Consider the following 18,368-nt stretch of genomic DNA (forward strand, 5'->3'; position numbering starts at 1 on the left):
CGCAGTGGTATGAACCAGGCCGCTAGGCTTTGAGCGTACGGTCCCACGGAAACAGCTTGCGGCCGAGATACGCCAGCACGAGGTCGGTGCCGAGCCCGATGATCCCGATCATCATGATCGCCGCGTAGACGTTGTCGAAATGCTCATAGCGCGCCTGCTGCGTGATGTACCACGTGATGCCGGAGCTGGTGCCGACCAGTTCCGCCACGATCAGGTAGGTCCATGCCCAGCCGAGCAGGATGCGCTGGTCGCGGTACAGGTCCGGCAGGATGCCGGGAATCACCACATGCGTCAGCAGCTTGAGTTTTTTCGTGCCGAGCGTCATCGCCGCTTCGAACAGGCCGTACTCCAGCTTGCGCGTGGTGTTCGCCACGATCAGCACCTGCTGGAACATTGTGCCGATCACGATGATGGCGATCTTGGGGCCGTCGTAAATGCCGAGGATCGCCACCATCAGCGCGCCGAACGCGGGCGCCGGCAAGTAGCGGAAGAACTCGAAAAAAGGCTCCTGCAGCCGGGCGATCGCACTGTACGTGCCGCACACGATACCGATCGGCACGCCGATCAACGACGACAGCACAAAGCCCCAGAAGATCACCTGGATGCTGTGCCACAGGCTTTGATGCAACCACACGCCGTCGCGCGACGCGGGCGGCGTGGTGAACGCGGTGTAGAACGCACGCAGCACCTCGTGCGGCGCGGGCAGGTACACGGGGTTGACCAGCTCGCCCGTCGGCAAGGTGGTATGGCTCGCCTGCGCATGGCTCAGTTCGTCGGCGAACACGGCTTTGTCGACGCGCATGCCGGGCTGGAAATAGTCGACGCTGCCTGGGCTGTCGATCAGCACCTGCGGATGCCAGACGAACGGCACGTAGCTGACGATGCACCACACGAGCAGCGGCAGCAGGAACGAGCCGGCGCCCAACAGCCACTTGCCGCGCGCCGAGAGTTCGCGGCGCACCGCGAACCAGTCGCTCCTGTTAATGACTGTCATGGGATTCTCCGAGGCAAAGTTCGGTTGCGTCGCTGTCGCGGCTCGTGTTCTCCGCACCGTTTGCGGACGTTGGCGCCGCCGGCACCAGGCTCTGCTGCTCGCATGCCGTTTCGCCGAGCCAGGCGCGCGCCAGATCGAGCAGCATCACATCCTGATGCGCGCGAGCGACGAAGGTTATGCCGAACGGCAATCCGGCATGCGCACCGCTCGTGCAGACACCCGCCGGCACGGCAAGCGCCGACAGGTCGAGCAGATTGACGAAGTTCGTGTAGTAGCCGAAGCGCGAGTTGACGCGAATCGGATCCGCCTCGAGTTGTTCGACGGTGGCGGTCGTGGCCGAGGTCGGCGTGACGATCGCATCGATCTGCTGCCACACCTGACTGGCCCCCATGCGCAGGACGGCAAGGCGATCGAAGGCGGCGAACACATCCGCCGCGCTCCAACGTGCCGCGCCGCCGATGATCTCGCGGATCACCGGATGCAGCGCGTCCGGTTGCGTTTCGACGAACTCGCGGATCGCAGCGAGCCGCTCCGCGACCCACGGCCCCTCGTACAGCAGTCGTGCGGTGGCAAGGAACGGTTCGAAATCGATCTCGATCAACTCGGCGCCGGCTTCACGCAAGCGTGTCAACGCGGTGTCGAAGGCCTGTGCGTACGAAGTGTCGCCGAAAAATTCGAGCTGGTCCGCACGCGGCACGCCAAAGCGCACGCCGCGCAAAGACGATTGCGAAGCAGGCGGCACTGATTCGCGCGTCACCGGATCAGGTGCGTGCTGCGGCGACTGCAGTAACGGGTGCGGTTGCATCAGCGGCTCAAACTCGCGTGCATACGGGTCCGCTTCCGCGACGCCGCGTGCCACCTCGAACACGCGCTGCGCATCGTTCGCCGAGCGCGCGAAGATCGACACGCAATCGAGCGACTTGCAGGCCGGCACCACCCCGAGCGTGCTCAGCACGCCCCTGGTCGGCTTGAGTCCGATCAGGCCGTGAAACGCAGCCGGTACGCGCCCCGAGCCGGCCGTGTCGGTGCCCAGCGAAAATGCCGCGAGGCCTAGCGCAACCGACACCGCCGACCCGGAACTGGAGCCCCCGGACGCATACCGCGGATCGAGCGCGTTGCGGCAGGCGCCGTGCGGCGAACGCTGCCCGGACAGGCCGGTGGCGAACTGATCGAGGTTGGTCTTGCCGATAGGAATCGCACCGGCCGCGATCAGACGTTGCACGACCGCCGCGCTTTTGTCGGGGGTGTAGGCATACGCCGGACACGCGGCCGTCGTCGGAATACCGGCCAGATCGATGTTGTCCTTGATCGCGAACGGAATGCCGTAGAGCGGTAGTGCTTCGATATCGCGGCCGGCGAGTGCATCGACGTGGCGCATCATCTCGTCGCGGCTCAACGGACGAATCCACGCGCGATGAGGATCGTCCCCCGAGGTTCGCGCAGCGATCGCTTCGACCACCTGCGCCGGCGTGAGACTGCCATCGCGGTAGCGCGCCTGCAGCGCTGCAATCGACATCGATTCGAACAGATCGTCGTGTTGTTTCATTTGCACGTAGCCTCCTCTGTGGCGTCGGCTGCAACGCCGGCACGCAGCACCATCAAGCGCTGACCCGCAACAACCGCCGCGCCGGCCGCACAATCGATCGTTTCGATCACGCCGTCTTCCGAAACGGCAACGGACACTTCCATCTTCATCGATTCGACGATCGCCACCACCTGCCCTTCGCTGACGCGCTCGCCCTCGCTGACGAGCAGTTTCCAGACACTGCCCGATACATCGGCGACGATGCTCTGCTGACCCGCCGCGAGTGCGTCGGCCGCCCCGTTGCCGGACGCCGAACCCGCGTCGCTGCCCGGCTCGCCGACATACTCCGCGTGGCCGGCTGCAGCCCAGCGTTCGCGTTCTTCGTCGAAAGCCGCCTGCTGCGCGTTCTTGAATGTGGCGATCGATCCGGCTTCGTCCTGCAGGAAGCGGTTGTATGCACCGAGGTCGAACACCGACTCTTCGATCTTCAGACTTGCGCGGCCGGCGATGAAGTCGGCGCGTAAGCCGGCAAGCTCGGTTTCGCTCACTTCGTAGAAGCGGATCTCGTCGAAAAAGCGCAGCAGCCAGGGCTTGCCGGCTTCGAACTCGCGCGTGGTGCGATAGCGATTCCACATCTGCACGGTGCGGCCGACAAACTGATAGCCGCCCGGCCCTTCCATGCCATACACGCAGAGATAGGCGCCACCGATCCCCACCGCGTTCTCCGGCGTCCACGTGCGCGCCGGGTTGTATTTGGTCGTGACGAGCCGGTGACGCGGATCGAGTGGCGTCGCCACCGGCGCGCCGAGATAGACGTCGCCGAGACCCATCACCAGGTAGCGGGCATCGAACACGATGCGCTTCACGTCGTCGATGCTATCGAGCCCGTTGATGCGGCGAATGAACTCGATATTGCTCGGACACCACGGCGCATCGGGTCGCACCGATTGCATATAGCGTTCGATTGCGATCCGCGTCGACGGGTCGTCCCATGACAGCGGGAGATGCACGACGCGGTTCGGCACGCGCATCGCGTCGACGGCGGGCAATTCGCGCTCGGCGCGTTGAAGATGCGCCAGCAAGGTCTCGTGCGACAGCGCGCGCGGGTCGAAATGCACCTGCAGTGAACGGATGCCCGGCGTGAGATCGACAATGCCGGGCAGCCGGTGGGCATCGAGCCAGTTCATCAACGCATGCACGCGAAAGCGCAGGCTCAGGTCCAGCATGAGCGGACCATATTCGACCAGCACGTTCTGATCGCCGGAGCGACGGTACACCACGCCTGTGCCCTCGCCTGCAGATGGATCGCTGTAGAGAACGCAATCGTGGGCATTGAGGCTCGCGCCGGCCGCGGTGGTCGAGGATGCCGTCCCCGGCGGTTGCTCGCGCACGGGCTCGAAGCTCACCGTATCTCCTGGCCGCAGTTGCCCAAGCTTCCATAACTCGTCGCCCACCACGGTCACCGGACAGACGAAACCGCCGAGGCTCGGACCGTCCGGACCGAGAATGACCGGCATGTCGCCGGTGAAATCGACCGCGCCGACCGCATACGCATTGTCGTGAATGTTCGACGGATGCAGCCCCGCCTCGCCGCCGTCCGTGCGCGCCCATTGGGGCTTCGGGCCGATCAGCCGGACCCCTGTGCGGCTGGAGTTGTAGTGGACCGTCCAGCGCGTGCCGTACAGCATGGCGATGTCGTCGGGCGTAAAAAAATCCGGCGCACCGTGCGGGCCGTCGAGCACGCCAAGGCTCCAGTCGTGCGTCAGCACCGGCACGCGCGCAGGATCGAGTTGCGCGCCCGCCTCGCCACGGCCAGCGTCGGCGGCGAGATGCAGCACGTCGCCCTTGCGCAAGGCGCGACCCGCGTGGCCACCGAACTGACCCAGCGTGAAAGTCGCCTTGCTGCCCAGGTAGTCCGGCACCTGCAAGCCGCCCTTGAGCGCGAGACACGCACGCATGCCGGCGCCGGTCACGCCGCCGAGCTTAAGCACCGAACCTGCCGTTGCCCGCGTGACCTGCCAGAGCACGACCGGCTGGCCGTCGAGCTTGGCGGCGAGCGGTGCGCCGCCCAGCACGAACAGCGTTGCGGTGTTAAAGCGCAGCGTCGCGCCGACCATCGCGCATTCGAGCCCGGCCGCGTCGGCTGGATTGCCAAGCAGTTCGTTGGCGAGCCGGAACGACAGATCGTCCATCGGGCCGGACGGCGGTACGCCGATGTCCCAGTAACCGACGCGTCCAGGTGTCTGCTGCACGGTGGTCTGCACGCCGCCGTCGAGCACGTCGATGGTGTGCGGTGCGAACACGAAGCGCGTGAGGAAGGCGGTGGTTTGCTCGCCGCGCGCGAAGGTAGCCGAACCGGCGATGGCGCGCAGATAGTCGAGGTTCGTCTCGATGCCGTATAGCTGTGTCTGCTCCAGCGCAGCACGTAACGCGGCGAGCGCGGCATCGCGGCTTGCGCCTTTGACGATGATTTTCGCGAGTAGCGGATCGTAGAATGCACTGACTTCGGTGCCTGCATCGACCCATGTGTCCACGCGTGCGTCGGCGGCGAATGCAACGTGCGTCAGCACGCCTGCGCTCGGCTGAAACTGCTTGTGCGGATCTTCCGCGTACAGGCGGACCTGGATGCTCGCCCCGCTGGGCGTCGGAACGAGCGTGTCAAGCGGTGCAAGCTCGCCCTCGGCCTGACGAATCATCCACTCGACCAGATCGACGCCCGTCACCTCCTCCGTGACGCAATGCTCGACCTGCAACCGTGTGTTCACTTCGAGGAAATAGAAGCGGCGCGTGTCGGCGTCGAATACGAACTCGACAGTGCCGGCGGATGCGTAGTTCACTGCCTGAGCGAGGCGCACGGCGCTCGCGTGCAGTGCTGTGCGTTCCGCTTGTGTCAGACCCGGCGCGGGTGTCTCCTCGATCACTTTCTGATTGCGCCGCTGCACCGAGCAGTCGCGTTCGCCGAGCGCAATCACGCCGCCGCGGCCGTCGCCGAAAATCTGCACTTCGATATGGCGCGCGTTCTCGACGAACTTCTCGATATAGACGCCCGCGTTCGCGAAGTTGGCCTCGCCTAGCCGCGCGACCGATGCGAACACGCTCTCCAGTTGCGCTGCATCGCGGCACAGCGACATGCCGATGCCGCCACCGCCCGCGGTGCTTTTCAGCATCACCGGATAGCCGATCGATTCGGCCTCGCTTAAGGCGGTTGAAACATCCGGTAGCAAGCCCGTACCCGGCAGCAACGTGACCTCATTGGCTTTCGCGAGATCGCGTGCCGTGTGCTTCAGGCCGAACTCGCGCATCTGCTCGGGGCGCGGCCCGATGAAGCGGATGCCCGCGTCTTCGCATGCCTGCGCGAAAGCGGCATTTTCCGAGAGAAAACCGTAACCGGGATGCACGGCGTTCGCGCCGGTCGCGTGCGCCGCGTCGAGAATCGCCGCGCTATTCAGGTAGCTGCTGGCCGCCACCGCCGGGCCGATGCAGATCGCTTCGTCGGCGAGCATGACATGCATGGCGTGACGATCGGCTTCCGAATAGACCGCGACCGAGGCAATGCCAAGACGCTTGAGTGTGCGAATCACACGGCAGGCAATTTCCCCGCGATTGGCAATCAGGACTTTATCGAATCTCATTGGGCATCCCAGATGGTCAGCCGCACGGGCGTCGGGTTGTAGCCGTTGCAGGGATTGTTCAACTGCGGACAGTTCGAGATCAGTACCGTGACGTCCATTTCGGCGCGCATTTCGACGTATTTGCCCGGCGCCGAGATGCCGTCTTCGAAGGTCAGTTTGCCGAGCGGCGTTACCGGCACATTCATGAAGAAGTTGATATTGCTGACGATGTCGCGTTTGGTCAGTTGCGTGCCCACGCCGCACGTGCAATGCGTGATGGCGTGCAGGAAGCTGTCACGGCAGCTATGCATATGGCGCTTATCGAGCGCATAGCGGACCGTATTGCTCTCGGCCGCGCAGGCGCCGCCGAGCGTATCGTGGCGCCCGCACGTATCCGCCACGATGGTCAGCATCGGTTTGCCGAGGTTCGACATCAGTGTGCTGCCGGCAGACAGATAAAGATTGCGTTGCGCGCGGATCGTGTCCTGCGCGCTGTAGCGTTCGAGCGGATCGGCGCTGTTATAGAACAGCGTATCGACGGCCTGATTGCCTTCCAGATCGAGAATGCGGAACATCTGTCCGCGCTTCACTTCGTGCAGCCATGGCTCGCCGGACGGCAGCGTGAGGTCGTAGACCGCATGGCGGATATCGAGTTTGCTTTCGATGATAGGCATCGCGGGTCTCCTTAGACGAACAGACGATCGGTGTTGACGAAGCCGCGTTCATTCTCAGGACAGGCTGAGCGGCAAGGATCGTCGGCCGGTACGGAGGCATCGGCGGCATACGCGCGATACGCGATCAGCCTGACTGGCCTCGGTTCGTATTCGGATGATGGGTTTAGCGGATGCGGTGCGCTCGAAAACGCGGCGAGCGTGTCCATTTCGAAGCGCAGATCGAACGCTGCGCCGGCTTTCGAATGGCCCGCCACGAAGTCAAGCGAGCCGTCCTCATCGATATCGAGTTTGCTGAAGAAGTTGATGCTGGCAACGAGATCGCGCGCGCCCAGACCGTGTTTGGCCAGTTCAAGCAGCAGGCTGTCGCGGCCGTTGCGGATCATCGCATTGCGATGTTGTTGATAGCGGGCCTCGCCGTATTTGCTCGCAAACCGATCCGCGTCGCCGAGACCGCCGAGCGGATCGTGCCAGCCGAGTGTGTCGGCGGTGATCGATGCCATCACGCGGCCCATATCCGAATAGAGCACGTGGCCACGCGTCAGATGCGCGGTGTGCTGCGCCTTCAGCGTATCGGCCATGTTGTAGCGCTCGAGCGGCTCGTCGTGCCGGTAGAACACAGCGGCCAGATTGGCGCCGCCTTCGGGATCGGCGACGCGCAGCGCAATGCCACGGCGCAGCACGCCGGACCAGTGAGTGCCGGCGGGAATCACGGTTTCCCACAACACGTGCGGGATCGGTGCGAGATCGACTGGGGATTGCGTCGACATGGAGGCTCCAGGTATCGGTTGGGAAAAAGCATGAGAGGGCGATTGACCGACATCGCGACCTCCCGGGCTTTTATCCCTCCGTGGAGCCTCGCCGGCGCCTTGAAAGAAGGTGAGCGGCAAGACCGGATTGCTCTCGGACCAGACATCGTGCGTGCTTTAAGGCGCTTTTAAAGCCTTTAAAGCGGTACGACCGGAACCCTAGCGATCCTGAAGATGATGCAAATTACTTCGCACCTCTCGCGGTGTAGCTAAGCGAGTTGTGTGCCAGCGTCAGGTAGCTGATGCCGGAAGTGCATCGTGGCAAGGGATTGAATGCCGTCGACGTCGCAATGCGACGGCCGGCGGTGGGGGGCGGGTTGATGATGCACGCACCACGGCTGAGGGCGAATAAGCACCAGTTGAATGCGCGGAGCACCATGATTGGGCTGGGTGCTCACGTGGTTCATGTGCCGCAGGGGCTCTGCGCGATGGCACGATGTGTGCAAGTTATGGCGTCACACTTCTCATCGCCATCATCCGACCATGCTCACGCTTGCCACGCTTCGCCGCACGCTTTACACGCTGATGTCGGCACGTTTCATCGAACTGCAAAAGCAACGGCGCCGCTCGTAAGCGAGGCGGCCCCGTGGTCGAGAACCTGTTTCTTGCCGGTGCGTTCCGGTCAGCTAACCGGGGCCGAACGGGCTCACCAGGCGCATCAACAAACGCCATCCGCTAGGCAACATCCTCCTCAGCGCCCGCATAGCGCGCCTGTTGCCCAAAACTCGCCAAACCCTTCGACCCATCCGGCAACGTCAGCTCACCGCGCTCGAGACGCTGCTTCAGATACGTAAAGCTCTGTGCCGTCTGTGCGAACAGATGATCGCCCGCCGATACCGGCGGGTATTTCGCCGCCGCCGCGGGGGTTGCGAATTGCGGCAGTGGCGCGACCACCGTGTGGTAGTCGCAGGCGAAGAAAAGCGGAAACGAATAGCGCTCTTCCCTCACCTTGCGCACGCGATGTGACGTGGCCACATAGGTGCCGCCTGTCCACACTTCCAACATGTCGCCGATGTTCACGACGAACGCGTTATCAACCGGCGGCGCGTCGATCCACTCACCCTCGCCGTTCATCACTTCGAGGCCCGGAGCGGTGGGCAGCAGGATCGTGAAGCACTCATAGTCGGTATGCGCGCCGATGCCCGGCCGGTCTTCCGCGGATGGGTCGAGCGGATAGTGAATCAGGCGCAACTGGCTCGGCGGCTTCTGCAAATACCGCTCGAAATGCGTTTCCGGCAGGCCCAGTGCGAGCGAGAAGCCACGAAACAACGCGCGGCCGAGCGCAAACGCCGCGTCGTAATAGCCGCCGATCGCTTCACGAAAACCCGGCTGCCCGGGCCACATATTCGGCCCGAGCATCGGCGTGCCGGCTTTGACATCGGGGTCGTCGGGCGGCAGTTCCCGGCCCGTATCGAAGGCTTCTTTTCTGTCGCGCTTGCCGCCCGCGAAGACCTCTTCGCCTTCGGGAACATAGCCACGATGCGCGGTCGATTTGCCGATGTAGTAACGCATCTTCCAGTCATCGGGGGCGGCGAAGAACTGCTTGGCCTGTTCTATTAGCGCAGCTTGCTGTGCGCGCGAGATCTGATGGCCGGTGACGTAGAAAAAACCCGCGTCACGCGCTGCGCGGTCGAGTTCGCGGGCGGTCACAAGACGCTGGTCCGGGTCATCGCTAAAGAGACCGCTGACGTCGACGACGGGCAGGCAGTCGAAACCTGTGTGGGTTTGGCTCATGAGATTTGCCTATACGTGCTGCGGTTCGACGGGCGATTGGGTCTGCGAAGGCGTTTGCTTTTGCGGTTCGCTTTGCTGGCCGTCACGCGCTTCACGTTCTGCAAGAAACGCCGCAAAATGACGCCGCTCTTCACGCCCCATCCACGTGTTGATTTCCCACAGATCGGCTACCGGCGCATTCGTGAAAGGCAAGGTATGCAGATAGCCATCGGGGCCAAACTCGGGCGTCATCGTCGTGGTCGTGTAGCCCTTCCCGATTTGCGCGCGCCACAGCGCCTCCCAGATCCGTTGGTGGGACGCGAGGCAATCCGCGTACTCGGGTGCAGCCGGATGCGGAACCTGCGGACCTTGCGGATAGCCTACGCGCCCATGCAGATGATGCGCATGCGGCGCCAGTTCGAGGATCGTGTCCCATTCGCCGTCGAGCAGCCGCTCGCATACCGATACCCAATGGCTGAAGTCGCATGTCAGCTTGAGCGATGGCACCGCACGCGCAACATCGCGGGTAATCCATGGGTTGTAAAACGAGCGGCCGCGGTGCGTCTCGAAGCTGCAGGTCACCTCGTGCCTGGCGGCGATCTCCACCGCGCGGGCAAAGAAATCCACTTGTGTGGCGGCCGGCCACGCATCGCAGCCGGCCATCACGTTGAAGAAACGCGGCTTGAGCGGCTTGCCCCACACAATCTTTTCCTCGAAGTCTCGCAGATGGTCCGCAGGCGTAGCAGACCGCTCCGGAACATAGCTGCCCGCCGTCGTGATCTCGGCGATGAATGCGAGATGTTCGTCGGCAATTGCTTGCGCAAAAGCTTCACGCTCGGCCTCACCCGCCGGAACCGGCGCTTCGATTCCGTCAAAGCCGGCGGTGCGCACCAGCGGTGCGGCATCACGCGGGCCACCGTTGAATCCCCAGAACGTCTTGAACAGTTCGAATTTCATTGCCTCTCCGAATTACATGCAAAATTGCATGCAATGGTACACATGAAATTCGCTCGCCAATAAGATATCTTTGCGTTGCCGTGCATAATTCCGGCACGCCCGATTTCCGGCTCAATTAGCACTTAAACTGTGCACCTGTCCTCCTCGTGGTGAATCGATGAAGAAAAAACTTGCGCGTCACAAGGGGCAATCCGTCGCGCGCGCCATTCTCGACATGGACTGGCAGTGGTCCTCGCATTTCGGCGATCTGGGGCTGAACGACCTCAACTACAGCGATCTGTTTTGCCGGATGTGGGTAGACCCGGAAAACAACTTCGCCAAGACGGCGCTCTACGATTTCATGCCTGGCGTGAGCCGCCGCACGGCGGTTCGCTACGTGCAGGAGTTGATCGACGCCGGCTGGCTGCTGGAGACGAGTTCCGAAGCGGACCGCCGCATCAAACAGATCAGCCTCGCGGCATCGATCGAAGAGCGCCTCGAGCAGTTTCTCGCCTACGTGCATCAACGTTTTGCCGCGCTGGATTGAAGCTTTGGCGCCATGTTTGCGTTGACGCATGGGCATAACAGCGTCTCGCGGCATCACCCAATCCGGCTGGCATATTTCTCGCTAGATTAATCACTGAGAGGTGCGGCAGCGTCGCATCTTAGGGATGCTAGGGTTCCGGTTCGCAAGAATGTCTGGTCCGAGAGCAGCCCGGTGCACCGGTTCGTTCGATACGAGCTCAACTTGGATCTCAACTCGAAAGCGAGCGGCGGTTGCACTACACGGCGGGACAAAAGCCCGGGAGATTGGCGATAGCAATGCCTATCGTGCCTCTCCGTGGCCGGCGTTTGTCTCCCGCAGTTTTCGCGCAGTGTCCGCGCCGTTCGGATTCTCGCGGGAACCGGTCATGTTGTTTTATCGCGCAGTCGCCGCGCGATCCAACTCAACAATCGCAATTGACCGGTCTCCTGGAGAAAACGATGAAACGCTTCGAATCCGCCCATACGTCCCTCACCCCATTGAACTGCATTGCCTCGTCGCGCCGCGTGCGTGGCGCGATTGCCGGTGTTGCCGCAGCGCTTGCGGTCGGCTTCGCGGCTGCACCCGCACAAGCGGCTGCGCCCCTCGCCATTGGCTACAGCGACTGGCCCGGCTTCGTCGCTTTTCAGATTGCCATCGACAAAGGCTGGTTCAAGGAGGCCGGCGTGGATGTCAATTTCCAGTGGTTCGACTACTCGGCCTCACTCGATGCATTCTCCGCCGGCAAGCTTGACGCGGTCGGCGCAACCAACGGCGACGCACTGGTCACCGGCGCAAGCGGCGCCAAAAACGTCATGATTCTCCTGACCGACTACTCGAGCGGCAACGACATGATCGTGGCCAAGCCGCCCATTCGCACGGTGGATGGACTGAAGGGCAAAAAGGTCGGTGTCGAAATGGGTCTGGTCGATCACCTGCTGCTGGACACGGCGCTCGAAAAGCATGCGCTCAAGGAATCGGACATCACGCTCGTCAACGCGAAGACGAATGAGTTGCCGCAGGTGCTGGCGTCGTCCAACGACGTCGCCGCGGTCGGCGCCTGGCAACCGAACGCCGGCGAAGCGCTCAAGCGCGTGCCGGGCTCACGTCCGATCTTCACCTCGGCCGACGCACCGGGCCTGATCTACGACGCGATCACGGTCAATCCGGTCAGTCTGCAGTCGCGCAAGGCCGATTGGGCCAAGGTAATCAAGGTCTGGTATCGCTGCGTGGCCTACATCAACGATCCGAAGACGCAACCGGATGCCGTGAAGATCATGTCCGCGCGCGTTGGCCTGACGCCGGCCCAGTATCTGCCGTTGCTGAAAGGCACGCACCTGCTCGACGCGGCGGCGGCCCGAAAGGCTTTCGTAAAGGGTGACGGGCTGGACTCGGTGTACGGTTCGAGCCTGAACGCGGACAAATTCAACGTGCGCAACGCGGTCTACAAACAGGCGCAGAACGTGAACGCCTATCTCGACCCGGCGTTGACCAATGCGCCGTAAGGACAGCGCGGTGGCCTGACCGCGCCGGCCGGCTGAAGTGGCAACCGGGGCGCGCCAGCCCGGACACGGTAATATGGGCGCCAGCACGCGCTGCCGCTCAACTCACACGATTCGTTGCGGCGCAGACGCACGGCCACAAGGAGGCAATCGTGTATAACAACCGGTCTTGCTATCGCGCCCTGCGCGCGCTGGTGCCTTTGCTGGTATTGGTGCTGCTGGCCCAGCCACGGCTCGCGTCCGCCAGCGAGGACGGCGCCAACGCCAGCGCGGAAGCCGCAGGCCAGCGTGCCCGCTTTGACCAGGAGTTCTGTGGCGGAACCGCCCAGGACGTGGCAGCGTACAAGGAAAAGCTCCGAAAGGTTCTCACCGAAGCCAGCCAGTTCGATACACGCTGGCAGGCGGGCTGGCAGCGCGGGGATAGCGATGCGATCCAGATGCGTTCGCTGCAACTCAGTTCCCCGGCGGAATTCGCCGTGCGGGTCAAAGGCAACTGCGAACGCATCAAATGGCAGGCCGACAACCTGCTTCGGGTCCGCCCACCTAAGTAGCCGTCCGCCCGAAGCTGTTATTCTTCCCTCTCTCCCGACCGTCAACTGGTCGCCTGCCGCCTCCGGGCGGCATTCCCAAGCGGCGCGCTCACGCGCCCGGCATCAGCGAGACAGGAATTTGCATGTTCGGTTTTCTGCGTGGCTATTTTTCCAACGACCTGGCAATCGACCTCGGCACGTCGAACACCCTCATCTACATGCGTGGCAAGGGTATCGTGCTGGACGAACCTTCAGTGGTTTCGATTCGTCAGGAAGGCGGCCCTAACGGCAAGAAGATCATTCTGGCCGTCGGCAAGGAAGCAAAACAGATGCTCGGCAAGGTGCCGGGCAATATCGAGGCGATCCGCCCGATGAAGGACGGCGTGATCGCCGACTTCAACATCACCCAGCAGATGATCAAGCGCTTCATCCAGATGGCGCACGAGTCGCGAATGTTCGCGCCGTCGCCGCGCATCATCATCTGCGTGCCGTGCGGGTCGACTCAGGTCGAACGGCGCGCGATCAAGGAAGCCGCGCACAGCGCGGGCGCCTCGCAGGTCTATCTGATCGAAGAGCCGATGGCTGCGGCCACCGGTGCGGGGTTGCCGGTATCCGAGGCGACCGGCTCGATGGTGGTCGACATCGGCGGCGGCACCACCGAAGTGGGCGTGATCTCGCTCGGCGGCGTCGTTTATAAAGGCTCGGTGCGCGTGGGCGGCGACAAGTTCGACGATGCGATCGTCAACTATATTCGCCGCAACTACGGCATGCTGATCGGCGAACAGACCGCCGAGGCGATCAAGAAGGAAATCGGCTCCGCGTTTCCGGGCTCCGAAGTCAAGGAGATGGAAGTCAAAGGCCGCAACATGTCGGAAGGGATTCCGCGTAGCTTCACGGTGTCCAGCAACGAGATTCTCGAGGCACTCACCGATCCGCTGAATCAGATCGTCTCGGCGGTAAAGATCGCGCTCGAACAGACGCCGCCGGAACTCGGCGCGGACATCGCCGAGCGCGGCATCATGCTGGCGGGTGGCGGCGCATTGCTGCGCGATCTGGACCGGCTGCTGGCCGAAGAAACCGGCTTGCCGGTGTTCGTCGCCGAGGCGCCGCTGACCTGTGTGGTGCGCGGCTCGGGCATGGCGCTGGAGCGGATGGATAAGTTCGGCGGGGCTTTCTCTTACGAATAACGCTTACGGGTGACGGCGGTGTGGCGGCTGTTTCGCCACGCATTGCGTCACCCCTCTCACGGCACAGTCAGTCCGTTCAGCAGCCTTGGGTCTCTCAGGCCCTTGCCCTTCAGGACACGAACGGCAACTTGCTATCGCGCGCTGCGGCTAGCATCGACAGCGTGATCTTGCGAACCTCGAGCTTGCTCTGCGTGATGTGCGCGCGCAGCAGGATGATCGCTTCAGTCAGCCGGTTGCGTTCGATCAGATTCAGCATGGTCGAATGCTCGTCGTAGGTGGCGCTCGTGCGATGGGGTTTCAGAAAGTCCAGCCGTCGCACGATGCGGATGCGTTCGGTCACTTCGTTGTGCACGCGCAGCATCTCCGCATTGCCCGTCGCGGCGATCAATTGACGGTGGAAGTTCTCGTCCATCCCGAACATCTTCGCGGGGTCGCTCTCGCGCAATTCCGGCTCGACGCACCAGATCGCCTTCAATGTCTCGACGGCCGCGTGCGCGGCGTCGCCGCCCGCCCCTAGCCGCTCCACGGCGGCCACTTCCAGCACGATGCGCAGATCGTAGAGCTGATCGAGCTGGTCGAAGTCGATCGGCGAAACTTTCCAGCCGCGCCGGAAGCCGACTTCCAGATACCCCTCGCGCTGCAAACGAAACAGGCCGTCACGCATCGGCGTGCGCGACACGCCGTAGTGCTGCGCGATGCCGTTCTCCGAAAAACGGTCGCCGGGAAACAGGCGGAAGCTGAAGATATCGCTCTTGAGTTGCTGGTACACCTGCTCGGCGAGCGGATTGGCCGCGGCCGGCACGGCAGGCACGCCCGGCGCTCCTGGTGTTCCAGGCTCAGCGGGCGTCTCGAGCAGATTCGTCGGGTCGTGGTTCATTGATGCCAAATTCCCTTTTTACTTATTATCGGCGTTTCATGGCATGGCGATAAGACTGACGTGAGCGGCGACAATCTTCCAGCCGTCGGCGGGACTGAGCCTGGCCCACGTCTGCATCTGACGGCCGAGTAAAGGCGTCGCGTCGCTGCTGAATTCGGTGCTGACGGTGGCGAAGTCGGTGCCGAATGTTGTGACCACGGTTCGATGCAGCGTACGCGACTTTGGCACCGGCTCGCAGGTCTCGCGCCATGCGCGGATCGCTTCGCCGCCGTGCTGGATTTCGGCGATGCCGTAACGAACCGTCTCCGGCGTGTGCCAGAAAAGCGCATTCATCGCCGCGACGTCGTTGTCGACCAGCGCCCGCTCGTATTCGACAAACGCTGCTTCCACCTGGGCTACTACGTCGGGCTGATTTACTTCCATGGGAGCGTCTCGTCGAGTTTCGTCAATGAGGAAAGCGGCGCGGTCCAGCCGACAATGCCGCCTTGCGAGTGCACCATGTCAAGGGTGGCCTGTTTGAACGCGGGGAAATAACTGGCGGTGGCGTCTTCGACCAGCAGGCTGTCGTAACCGCGATCGTTGGCTTCGCGCATCGAGGTCTGCACGCAGACTTCGGTTGTCACGCCTGCAAACACGAGATGGGTGATGCCGCGCATCGCAAGCTCTTCGCCGAGCCGGGTGGCGTAGAACGCGCCCTTGCCGGGTTTGTCGATCACGAGCTCACCGGCAAGCGGTGTCAGCGGCTCGATGATTGCATTGCCCGGTTCGCCGCGAATCAGGATGCGGCCCATCGGTCCTGCATCGCCGATGCGGGCATTGGGTGCGCCTCTCAGGCGTTTCGCAGGCGGGCAGTCAGACAGATCCGCCGCATGCGATTCGCGTGTGTGCACGACCAGCCATCGGTGCCTGCGCGCGAAGGCCAGCAGCGCAGCCACGGTCGGCACGATCTCAGCCAGCAGCGATACGTCGTTGCCGAGCGATTCGCCGAAGCCGCCCGGCTCGATGAAATCGCGCTGCATGTCGATCACGATCAGCGCGGTTTTAGTGGGCTCGAAAGTGAACGGACCGGGTTGGGCGTCGATAGTCAGCGAGGTTGGCTGGGTCATCCGATAGCTTCCTTCATTTTTTCAACGACCACGGCGTGATGCACCGGGGCCTCGCTGTGCCCTGCCATATGCTGGCCCAGCACGGTCCGATCGGCGCGTGCCGCCGGCGTTTCGAACACCAGCGCGCCCTCCGCGATCACCATGATGCGGTCCGCCAGTTCCAGCAACTCGTCGAGGTCCTCGCTGACCAGCAGCACCGCGGCGCCTGCGTCGCGGGCGGCCATCAGACGTGCATGGATATCGGCCACCGACGCGAAATCGAGGCCGAACACGGGGTTCGCGACAATCAGCACATCCACCGGCTGCCCGAGTTCGCGCGCCAGCACCGCACGCTGCACATTGCCGCCCGACAGCGTGCCGATCGCCCGGTCGGGCAGCGGCGGGCGCACGTTGAACTCACCGATCAGCTGCGCGGCGCGCTCGCGTACCGCGCGCCGGTCGAGCCACCAGCCGCCGCGCCGCAACGGCTCGCGATCGAAATCGCGCAGCGCAAGGTTCTGCGCCACGCTCATCGCCGCGACGCAGGCGTTCTTCAGCGGCTCTTCGGGAATCGCGAACACGCGCCTCTGGGTCATCTCCTCGCGGGTCGCATGGTAGGCGTTGCCGGCCACCTGCATGTCGCCGGTTTTCACGCGACGTTGACCGACCAGCGCCTCCACCAGTTCCTTCTGCCCATTGCCTGAAACGCCCGCCAGTCCGAGGATTTCGCCCGCGCGCACGGACAGCGTCACGTGTTTGACCGCCGTGTGGCCGCGATCGTCCTCCACCGATATGTCGCGCAGCGCGAGACGCACTTGCGCCGTTTCGTCGACCGGTTTGCGCGGCACGCGCTCTACTGTCACCGCGGCAATGGCCGGCGCTTCGTCCGTCAAGGCGACTTCCTTCGGGGCGTGCGTGGCGACGGTGCCCATCATCCAGGCGGCGAGTTCGTTGCGGCTGGTGTTGGCAACCGCACTCGTGCCGACCTGCCTGCCCTTGCGCAACACCGTGACGTCGTCGGCATAGGCCATCACTTCGCGGAACTTATGCGTGATCATCAGCACGGTCAACTCACCGCGCGAGGTCAGCTCGCGCATCAGGCCGAGCACTTCATCGGCTTCCTGCGGCGTGAGTACCGAGGTCGGCTCGTCGAGAATCAGAAGGCGCTGCTGCAAATAAAGCTGCTTGAGGATCTCGAGTTTCTGCTTCTCACCGGCGGCGAGCGCGGCCACCGGCGCATCGAGCGGCAAGCGAAACGGCATGCGCTGCATGAATGCGGCTAGTGCTGCACGCTCAGCCTTCCAGTCGATTTTCCATGGCAATTTTCCGCGCGCAAGCAACAGGTTCTCTTCCACCGAAAGGCCTGAGGCCAGCGTGAAATGCTGATACACCATGCCGATTCCGAGCGCCTGCGCATCGCGCGGCGACGCGATGTGGACTTCGCGGTTGTCGGCCGTGATCTGCCCTTCGTCGAGCACGCCATAGCCGACCAGCCCCTTCACGAGTGTACTCTTGCCCGCGCCGTTCTCGCCGAGCAGCGCGTGAATCGTGCCGGCCTTGACCTTGATCGAGACGCCATCCAACGCGCGAAACGCGCCGAACGATTTGCTCGCGTTCAGCACTTCCACGCCCAATGCTTTCAGAGCGGTCGACATGGTTTATCTGCCTGACGTGGCCAGCGCCGCTGCCGGCGCCACCGTCGCAGCCAGTAGCGTAGCCAGCAGCGCGTGCGAGTCCGACACCGTGCCGAACACGCCGCCTTGCATGGTGATCATGTGCAACGCGGCGGCGTGGTTCCCCTTGTCGGTCGCGCCGCAGCAATCGGCCAGCACCGTGCATTCGAAGCCGCGGTCGTTGGCTTCGCGCATCGTCGTGTGGACGCAGACGTCGGTGGTGATGCCCGTCAGCACCAGATTGACGATGCCGCGCGTGCGCAGGATCAGTTCGAGATCCGTCGCGCAGAACGAGCCTTTACCGGGTTTGTCGATGATGATTTCGCCGGGCAGCGGCTTTAGTTCGTCGATGATTTCCCAGCCCGGTTCGCCGCGCACGAGGATCTTGCCGCACGGGCCGTCGTCGCCGATGCCCACGCCGCCGGTGCCCGCGCGGCGGCTGCGCCAGCGTTTGTTGGCGGGCAGATCGGAGAGATCAGGACGATGGCCCTCACGCGTGTGGATGATCGTGAAGCCCAATTCGCGCATCGGCTTCAGCACGCTGTTGATCGGTTCGATCGGCGCGCGCGTCAGCGACAGGTCGTAGCCCATTTTGTCGACGTAGCCGCCGTAGCCGCAAAAGTCCGTCTGCATATCGATGATCACGAGCGCCGTGTTGTCCGGGCGCAGGTTGCCGTCGTAGGGCCACGGATAGGGCTTCGCTTCGATAAATCGGTTCATGGTGGTGAGATC

At 63.4% G+C, this 18,368-nt stretch carries 16 protein-coding genes and 2 riboswitches; of the genes, 4 read left to right on the forward strand and 12 right to left on the reverse strand.

The genetic code is table 11. The features are described from left to right. Nucleotides 1-22 precede the first annotated feature (22 nt). From PQR40_RS25335 to PQR40_RS25365, 7 genes are all read right to left on the reverse strand, one after another. Nucleotides 23-994, reverse strand: coding sequence for an ABC transporter permease (locus tag PQR40_RS25335; RefSeq protein ID WP_408510068.1), 972 nt, complete (start codon nt 992-994; stop codon nt 23-25). Further along, on the reverse strand, nt 981-2,540 hold the full coding sequence (gene atzF / locus PQR40_RS25340; RefSeq protein WP_408510069.1) for an allophanate hydrolase: 1,560 nt from the start codon (nt 2,538-2,540) through the stop codon (nt 981-983). The genes PQR40_RS25335 and atzF overlap by 14 nt, the downstream gene beginning before the upstream one ends. Further along, nucleotides 2,537-6,151 carry an urea carboxylase gene (gene uca / locus PQR40_RS25345; RefSeq protein WP_408510070.1) on the reverse strand — a complete coding sequence of 1,205 codons (3,615 nt, stop codon included), beginning with the start codon at nt 6,149-6,151 and terminating at the stop codon, nt 2,537-2,539. The genes atzF and uca overlap by 4 nt, the downstream gene beginning before the upstream one ends. Further along, a complete protein-coding gene (locus PQR40_RS25350; protein ID WP_408339998.1) occupies nt 6,148-6,804 on the reverse strand; it encodes an urea amidolyase associated protein UAAP2 in 657 nt (218 codons plus the stop codon). Before PQR40_RS25350 ends, uca begins: the two co-directional genes overlap by 4 nt. 11 nt (nt 6,805-6,815) lie before the next feature. Next, a complete protein-coding gene (locus PQR40_RS25355; protein WP_408339996.1) occupies nt 6,816-7,571 on the reverse strand; it encodes an urea amidolyase associated protein UAAP1 in 756 nt (251 codons plus the stop codon). A 57-nt stretch (nt 7,572-7,628) separates the two neighbouring features. Then, nucleotides 7,629-7,784: riboswitch (guanidine-I (ykkC/yxkD leader) on the reverse strand. A gap of 501 nt (nt 7,785-8,285) precedes the next feature. Then, the gene (locus PQR40_RS25360) at nt 8,286-9,344 is read right to left on the reverse strand and encodes an isopenicillin N synthase family dioxygenase (protein WP_408484431.1); all 1,059 of its coding nucleotides are present in this window, start codon (nt 9,342-9,344) and stop codon (nt 8,286-8,288) included. A 9-nt stretch (nt 9,345-9,353) separates the two neighbouring features. Then, nucleotides 9,354-10,280: a sugar phosphate isomerase/epimerase family protein gene (locus PQR40_RS25365; RefSeq protein WP_408510071.1), complete on the reverse strand. Its 927-nt coding sequence runs from the start codon at nt 10,278-10,280 to the stop codon at nt 9,354-9,356. Between the two features lie 157 nt (nt 10,281-10,437). Between PQR40_RS25365 and PQR40_RS25370 the strand changes: the two genes are divergently transcribed. The 4 genes from PQR40_RS25370 (at nt 10,438) to PQR40_RS25385 (ending at nt 14,001) form a co-directional block, all read left to right on the forward strand. After that, complete coding sequence (locus tag PQR40_RS25370; protein WP_325043113.1) at nt 10,438-10,806, forward strand: MarR family transcriptional regulator; 369 nt, start codon at nt 10,438-10,440, stop codon at nt 10,804-10,806. Between the two features lie 116 nt (nt 10,807-10,922). Next, nucleotides 10,923-11,070, forward strand: a riboswitch (guanidine-I (ykkC/yxkD leader). Nucleotides 11,071-11,243: 173 nt separating this feature from the next. Continuing rightward, on the forward strand, nt 11,244-12,287 hold the full coding sequence (locus tag PQR40_RS25375; RefSeq protein ID WP_408484435.1) for an ABC transporter substrate-binding protein: 1,044 nt from the start codon (nt 11,244-11,246) through the stop codon (nt 12,285-12,287). Nucleotides 12,288-12,436: 149 nt separating this feature from the next. Continuing rightward, the gene (locus PQR40_RS25380) at nt 12,437-12,835 is read left to right on the forward strand and encodes a hypothetical protein (RefSeq protein WP_408224885.1); all 399 of its coding nucleotides are present in this window, start codon (nt 12,437-12,439) and stop codon (nt 12,833-12,835) included. Nucleotides 12,836-12,957: 122 nt separating this feature from the next. Beyond that, complete coding sequence (locus PQR40_RS25385) at nt 12,958-14,001, forward strand: rod shape-determining protein (protein ID WP_028194510.1); 1,044 nt, start codon at nt 12,958-12,960, stop codon at nt 13,999-14,001. Nucleotides 14,002-14,110: 109 nt separating this feature from the next. Here the strand turns inward: PQR40_RS25385 and PQR40_RS25390 are convergent, their stop codons facing one another. Genes PQR40_RS25390 through biuH form a run of 5 tightly spaced genes read right to left on the reverse strand, consistent with a single transcriptional unit; the run spans nt 14,111 to nt 18,356 of the window. Continuing rightward, complete coding sequence (locus PQR40_RS25390; RefSeq protein WP_408510072.1) at nt 14,111-14,878, reverse strand: GntR family transcriptional regulator; 768 nt, start codon at nt 14,876-14,878, stop codon at nt 14,111-14,113. A gap of 36 nt (nt 14,879-14,914) precedes the next feature. Next, the gene (hpxZ, locus tag PQR40_RS25395) at nt 14,915-15,301 is read right to left on the reverse strand and encodes an oxalurate catabolism protein HpxZ (protein WP_408339991.1); all 387 of its coding nucleotides are present in this window, start codon (nt 15,299-15,301) and stop codon (nt 14,915-14,917) included. Then, nucleotides 15,292-15,984 carry a cysteine hydrolase family protein gene (locus PQR40_RS25400; RefSeq protein ID WP_408393760.1) on the reverse strand — a complete coding sequence of 231 codons (693 nt, stop codon included), beginning with the start codon at nt 15,982-15,984 and terminating at the stop codon, nt 15,292-15,294. The genes hpxZ and PQR40_RS25400 overlap by 10 nt, the downstream gene beginning before the upstream one ends. Then, complete coding sequence (locus PQR40_RS25405) at nt 15,981-17,618, reverse strand: ABC transporter ATP-binding protein (protein ID WP_408510073.1); 1,638 nt, start codon at nt 17,616-17,618, stop codon at nt 15,981-15,983. The genes PQR40_RS25400 and PQR40_RS25405 overlap by 4 nt, the downstream gene beginning before the upstream one ends. A 3-nt stretch (nt 17,619-17,621) precedes the next feature. Continuing rightward, nucleotides 17,622-18,356, reverse strand: coding sequence for a biuret amidohydrolase (gene biuH / locus PQR40_RS25410; RefSeq protein ID WP_408224870.1), 735 nt, complete (start codon nt 18,354-18,356; stop codon nt 17,622-17,624). Nucleotides 18,357-18,368 lie beyond the last annotated feature (12 nt).

It is taken from the genome of Paraburkholderia sediminicola (assembly GCF_046026855.1).
GTDB lineage: Bacteria > Pseudomonadota > Gammaproteobacteria > Burkholderiales > Burkholderiaceae > Paraburkholderia > Paraburkholderia sediminicola_A.

Coding starts and splice junctions, on each gene's coding strand:
- PQR40_RS25335 (WP_408510068.1), bottom strand. CDS start 994: ATGACAGTCATTAACAGGAGCGACTGGTTCGCGGTGCGCCGCGAACTC.
- atzF (WP_408510069.1), bottom strand. CDS start 2,540: ATGAAACAACACGACGATCTGTTCGAATCGATGTCGATTGCAGCGCTG.
- uca (WP_408510070.1), bottom strand. CDS start 6,151: ATGAGATTCGATAAAGTCCTGATTGCCAATCGCGGGGAAATTGCCTGC.
- PQR40_RS25350 (WP_408339998.1), bottom strand. CDS start 6,804: ATGCCTATCATCGAAAGCAAACTCGATATCCGCCATGCGGTCTACGAC.
- PQR40_RS25355 (WP_408339996.1), bottom strand. CDS start 7,571: ATGTCGACGCAATCCCCAGTCGATCTCGCACCGATCCCGCACGTGTTG.
- PQR40_RS25360 (WP_408484431.1), bottom strand. CDS start 9,344: ATGAGCCAAACCCACACAGGTTTCGACTGCCTGCCCGTCGTCGACGTC.
- PQR40_RS25365 (WP_408510071.1), bottom strand. CDS start 10,280: ATGAAATTCGAACTGTTCAAGACGTTCTGGGGATTCAACGGTGGCCCG.
- PQR40_RS25370 (WP_325043113.1), top strand. CDS start 10,438: ATGAAGAAAAAACTTGCGCGTCACAAGGGGCAATCCGTCGCGCGCGCC.
- PQR40_RS25375 (WP_408484435.1), top strand. CDS start 11,244: ATGAAACGCTTCGAATCCGCCCATACGTCCCTCACCCCATTGAACTGC.
- PQR40_RS25385 (WP_028194510.1), top strand. CDS start 12,958: ATGTTCGGTTTTCTGCGTGGCTATTTTTCCAACGACCTGGCAATCGAC.
- PQR40_RS25390 (WP_408510072.1), bottom strand. CDS start 14,878: ATGAACCACGACCCGACGAATCTGCTCGAGACGCCCGCTGAGCCTGGA.
- hpxZ (WP_408339991.1), bottom strand. CDS start 15,301: ATGGAAGTAAATCAGCCCGACGTAGTAGCCCAGGTGGAAGCAGCGTTT.
- PQR40_RS25400 (WP_408393760.1), bottom strand. CDS start 15,984: ATGACCCAGCCAACCTCGCTGACTATCGACGCCCAACCCGGTCCGTTC.
- PQR40_RS25405 (WP_408510073.1), bottom strand. CDS start 17,618: ATGTCGACCGCTCTGAAAGCATTGGGCGTGGAAGTGCTGAACGCGAGC.
- biuH (WP_408224870.1), bottom strand. CDS start 18,356: ATGAACCGATTTATCGAAGCGAAGCCCTATCCGTGGCCCTACGACGGC.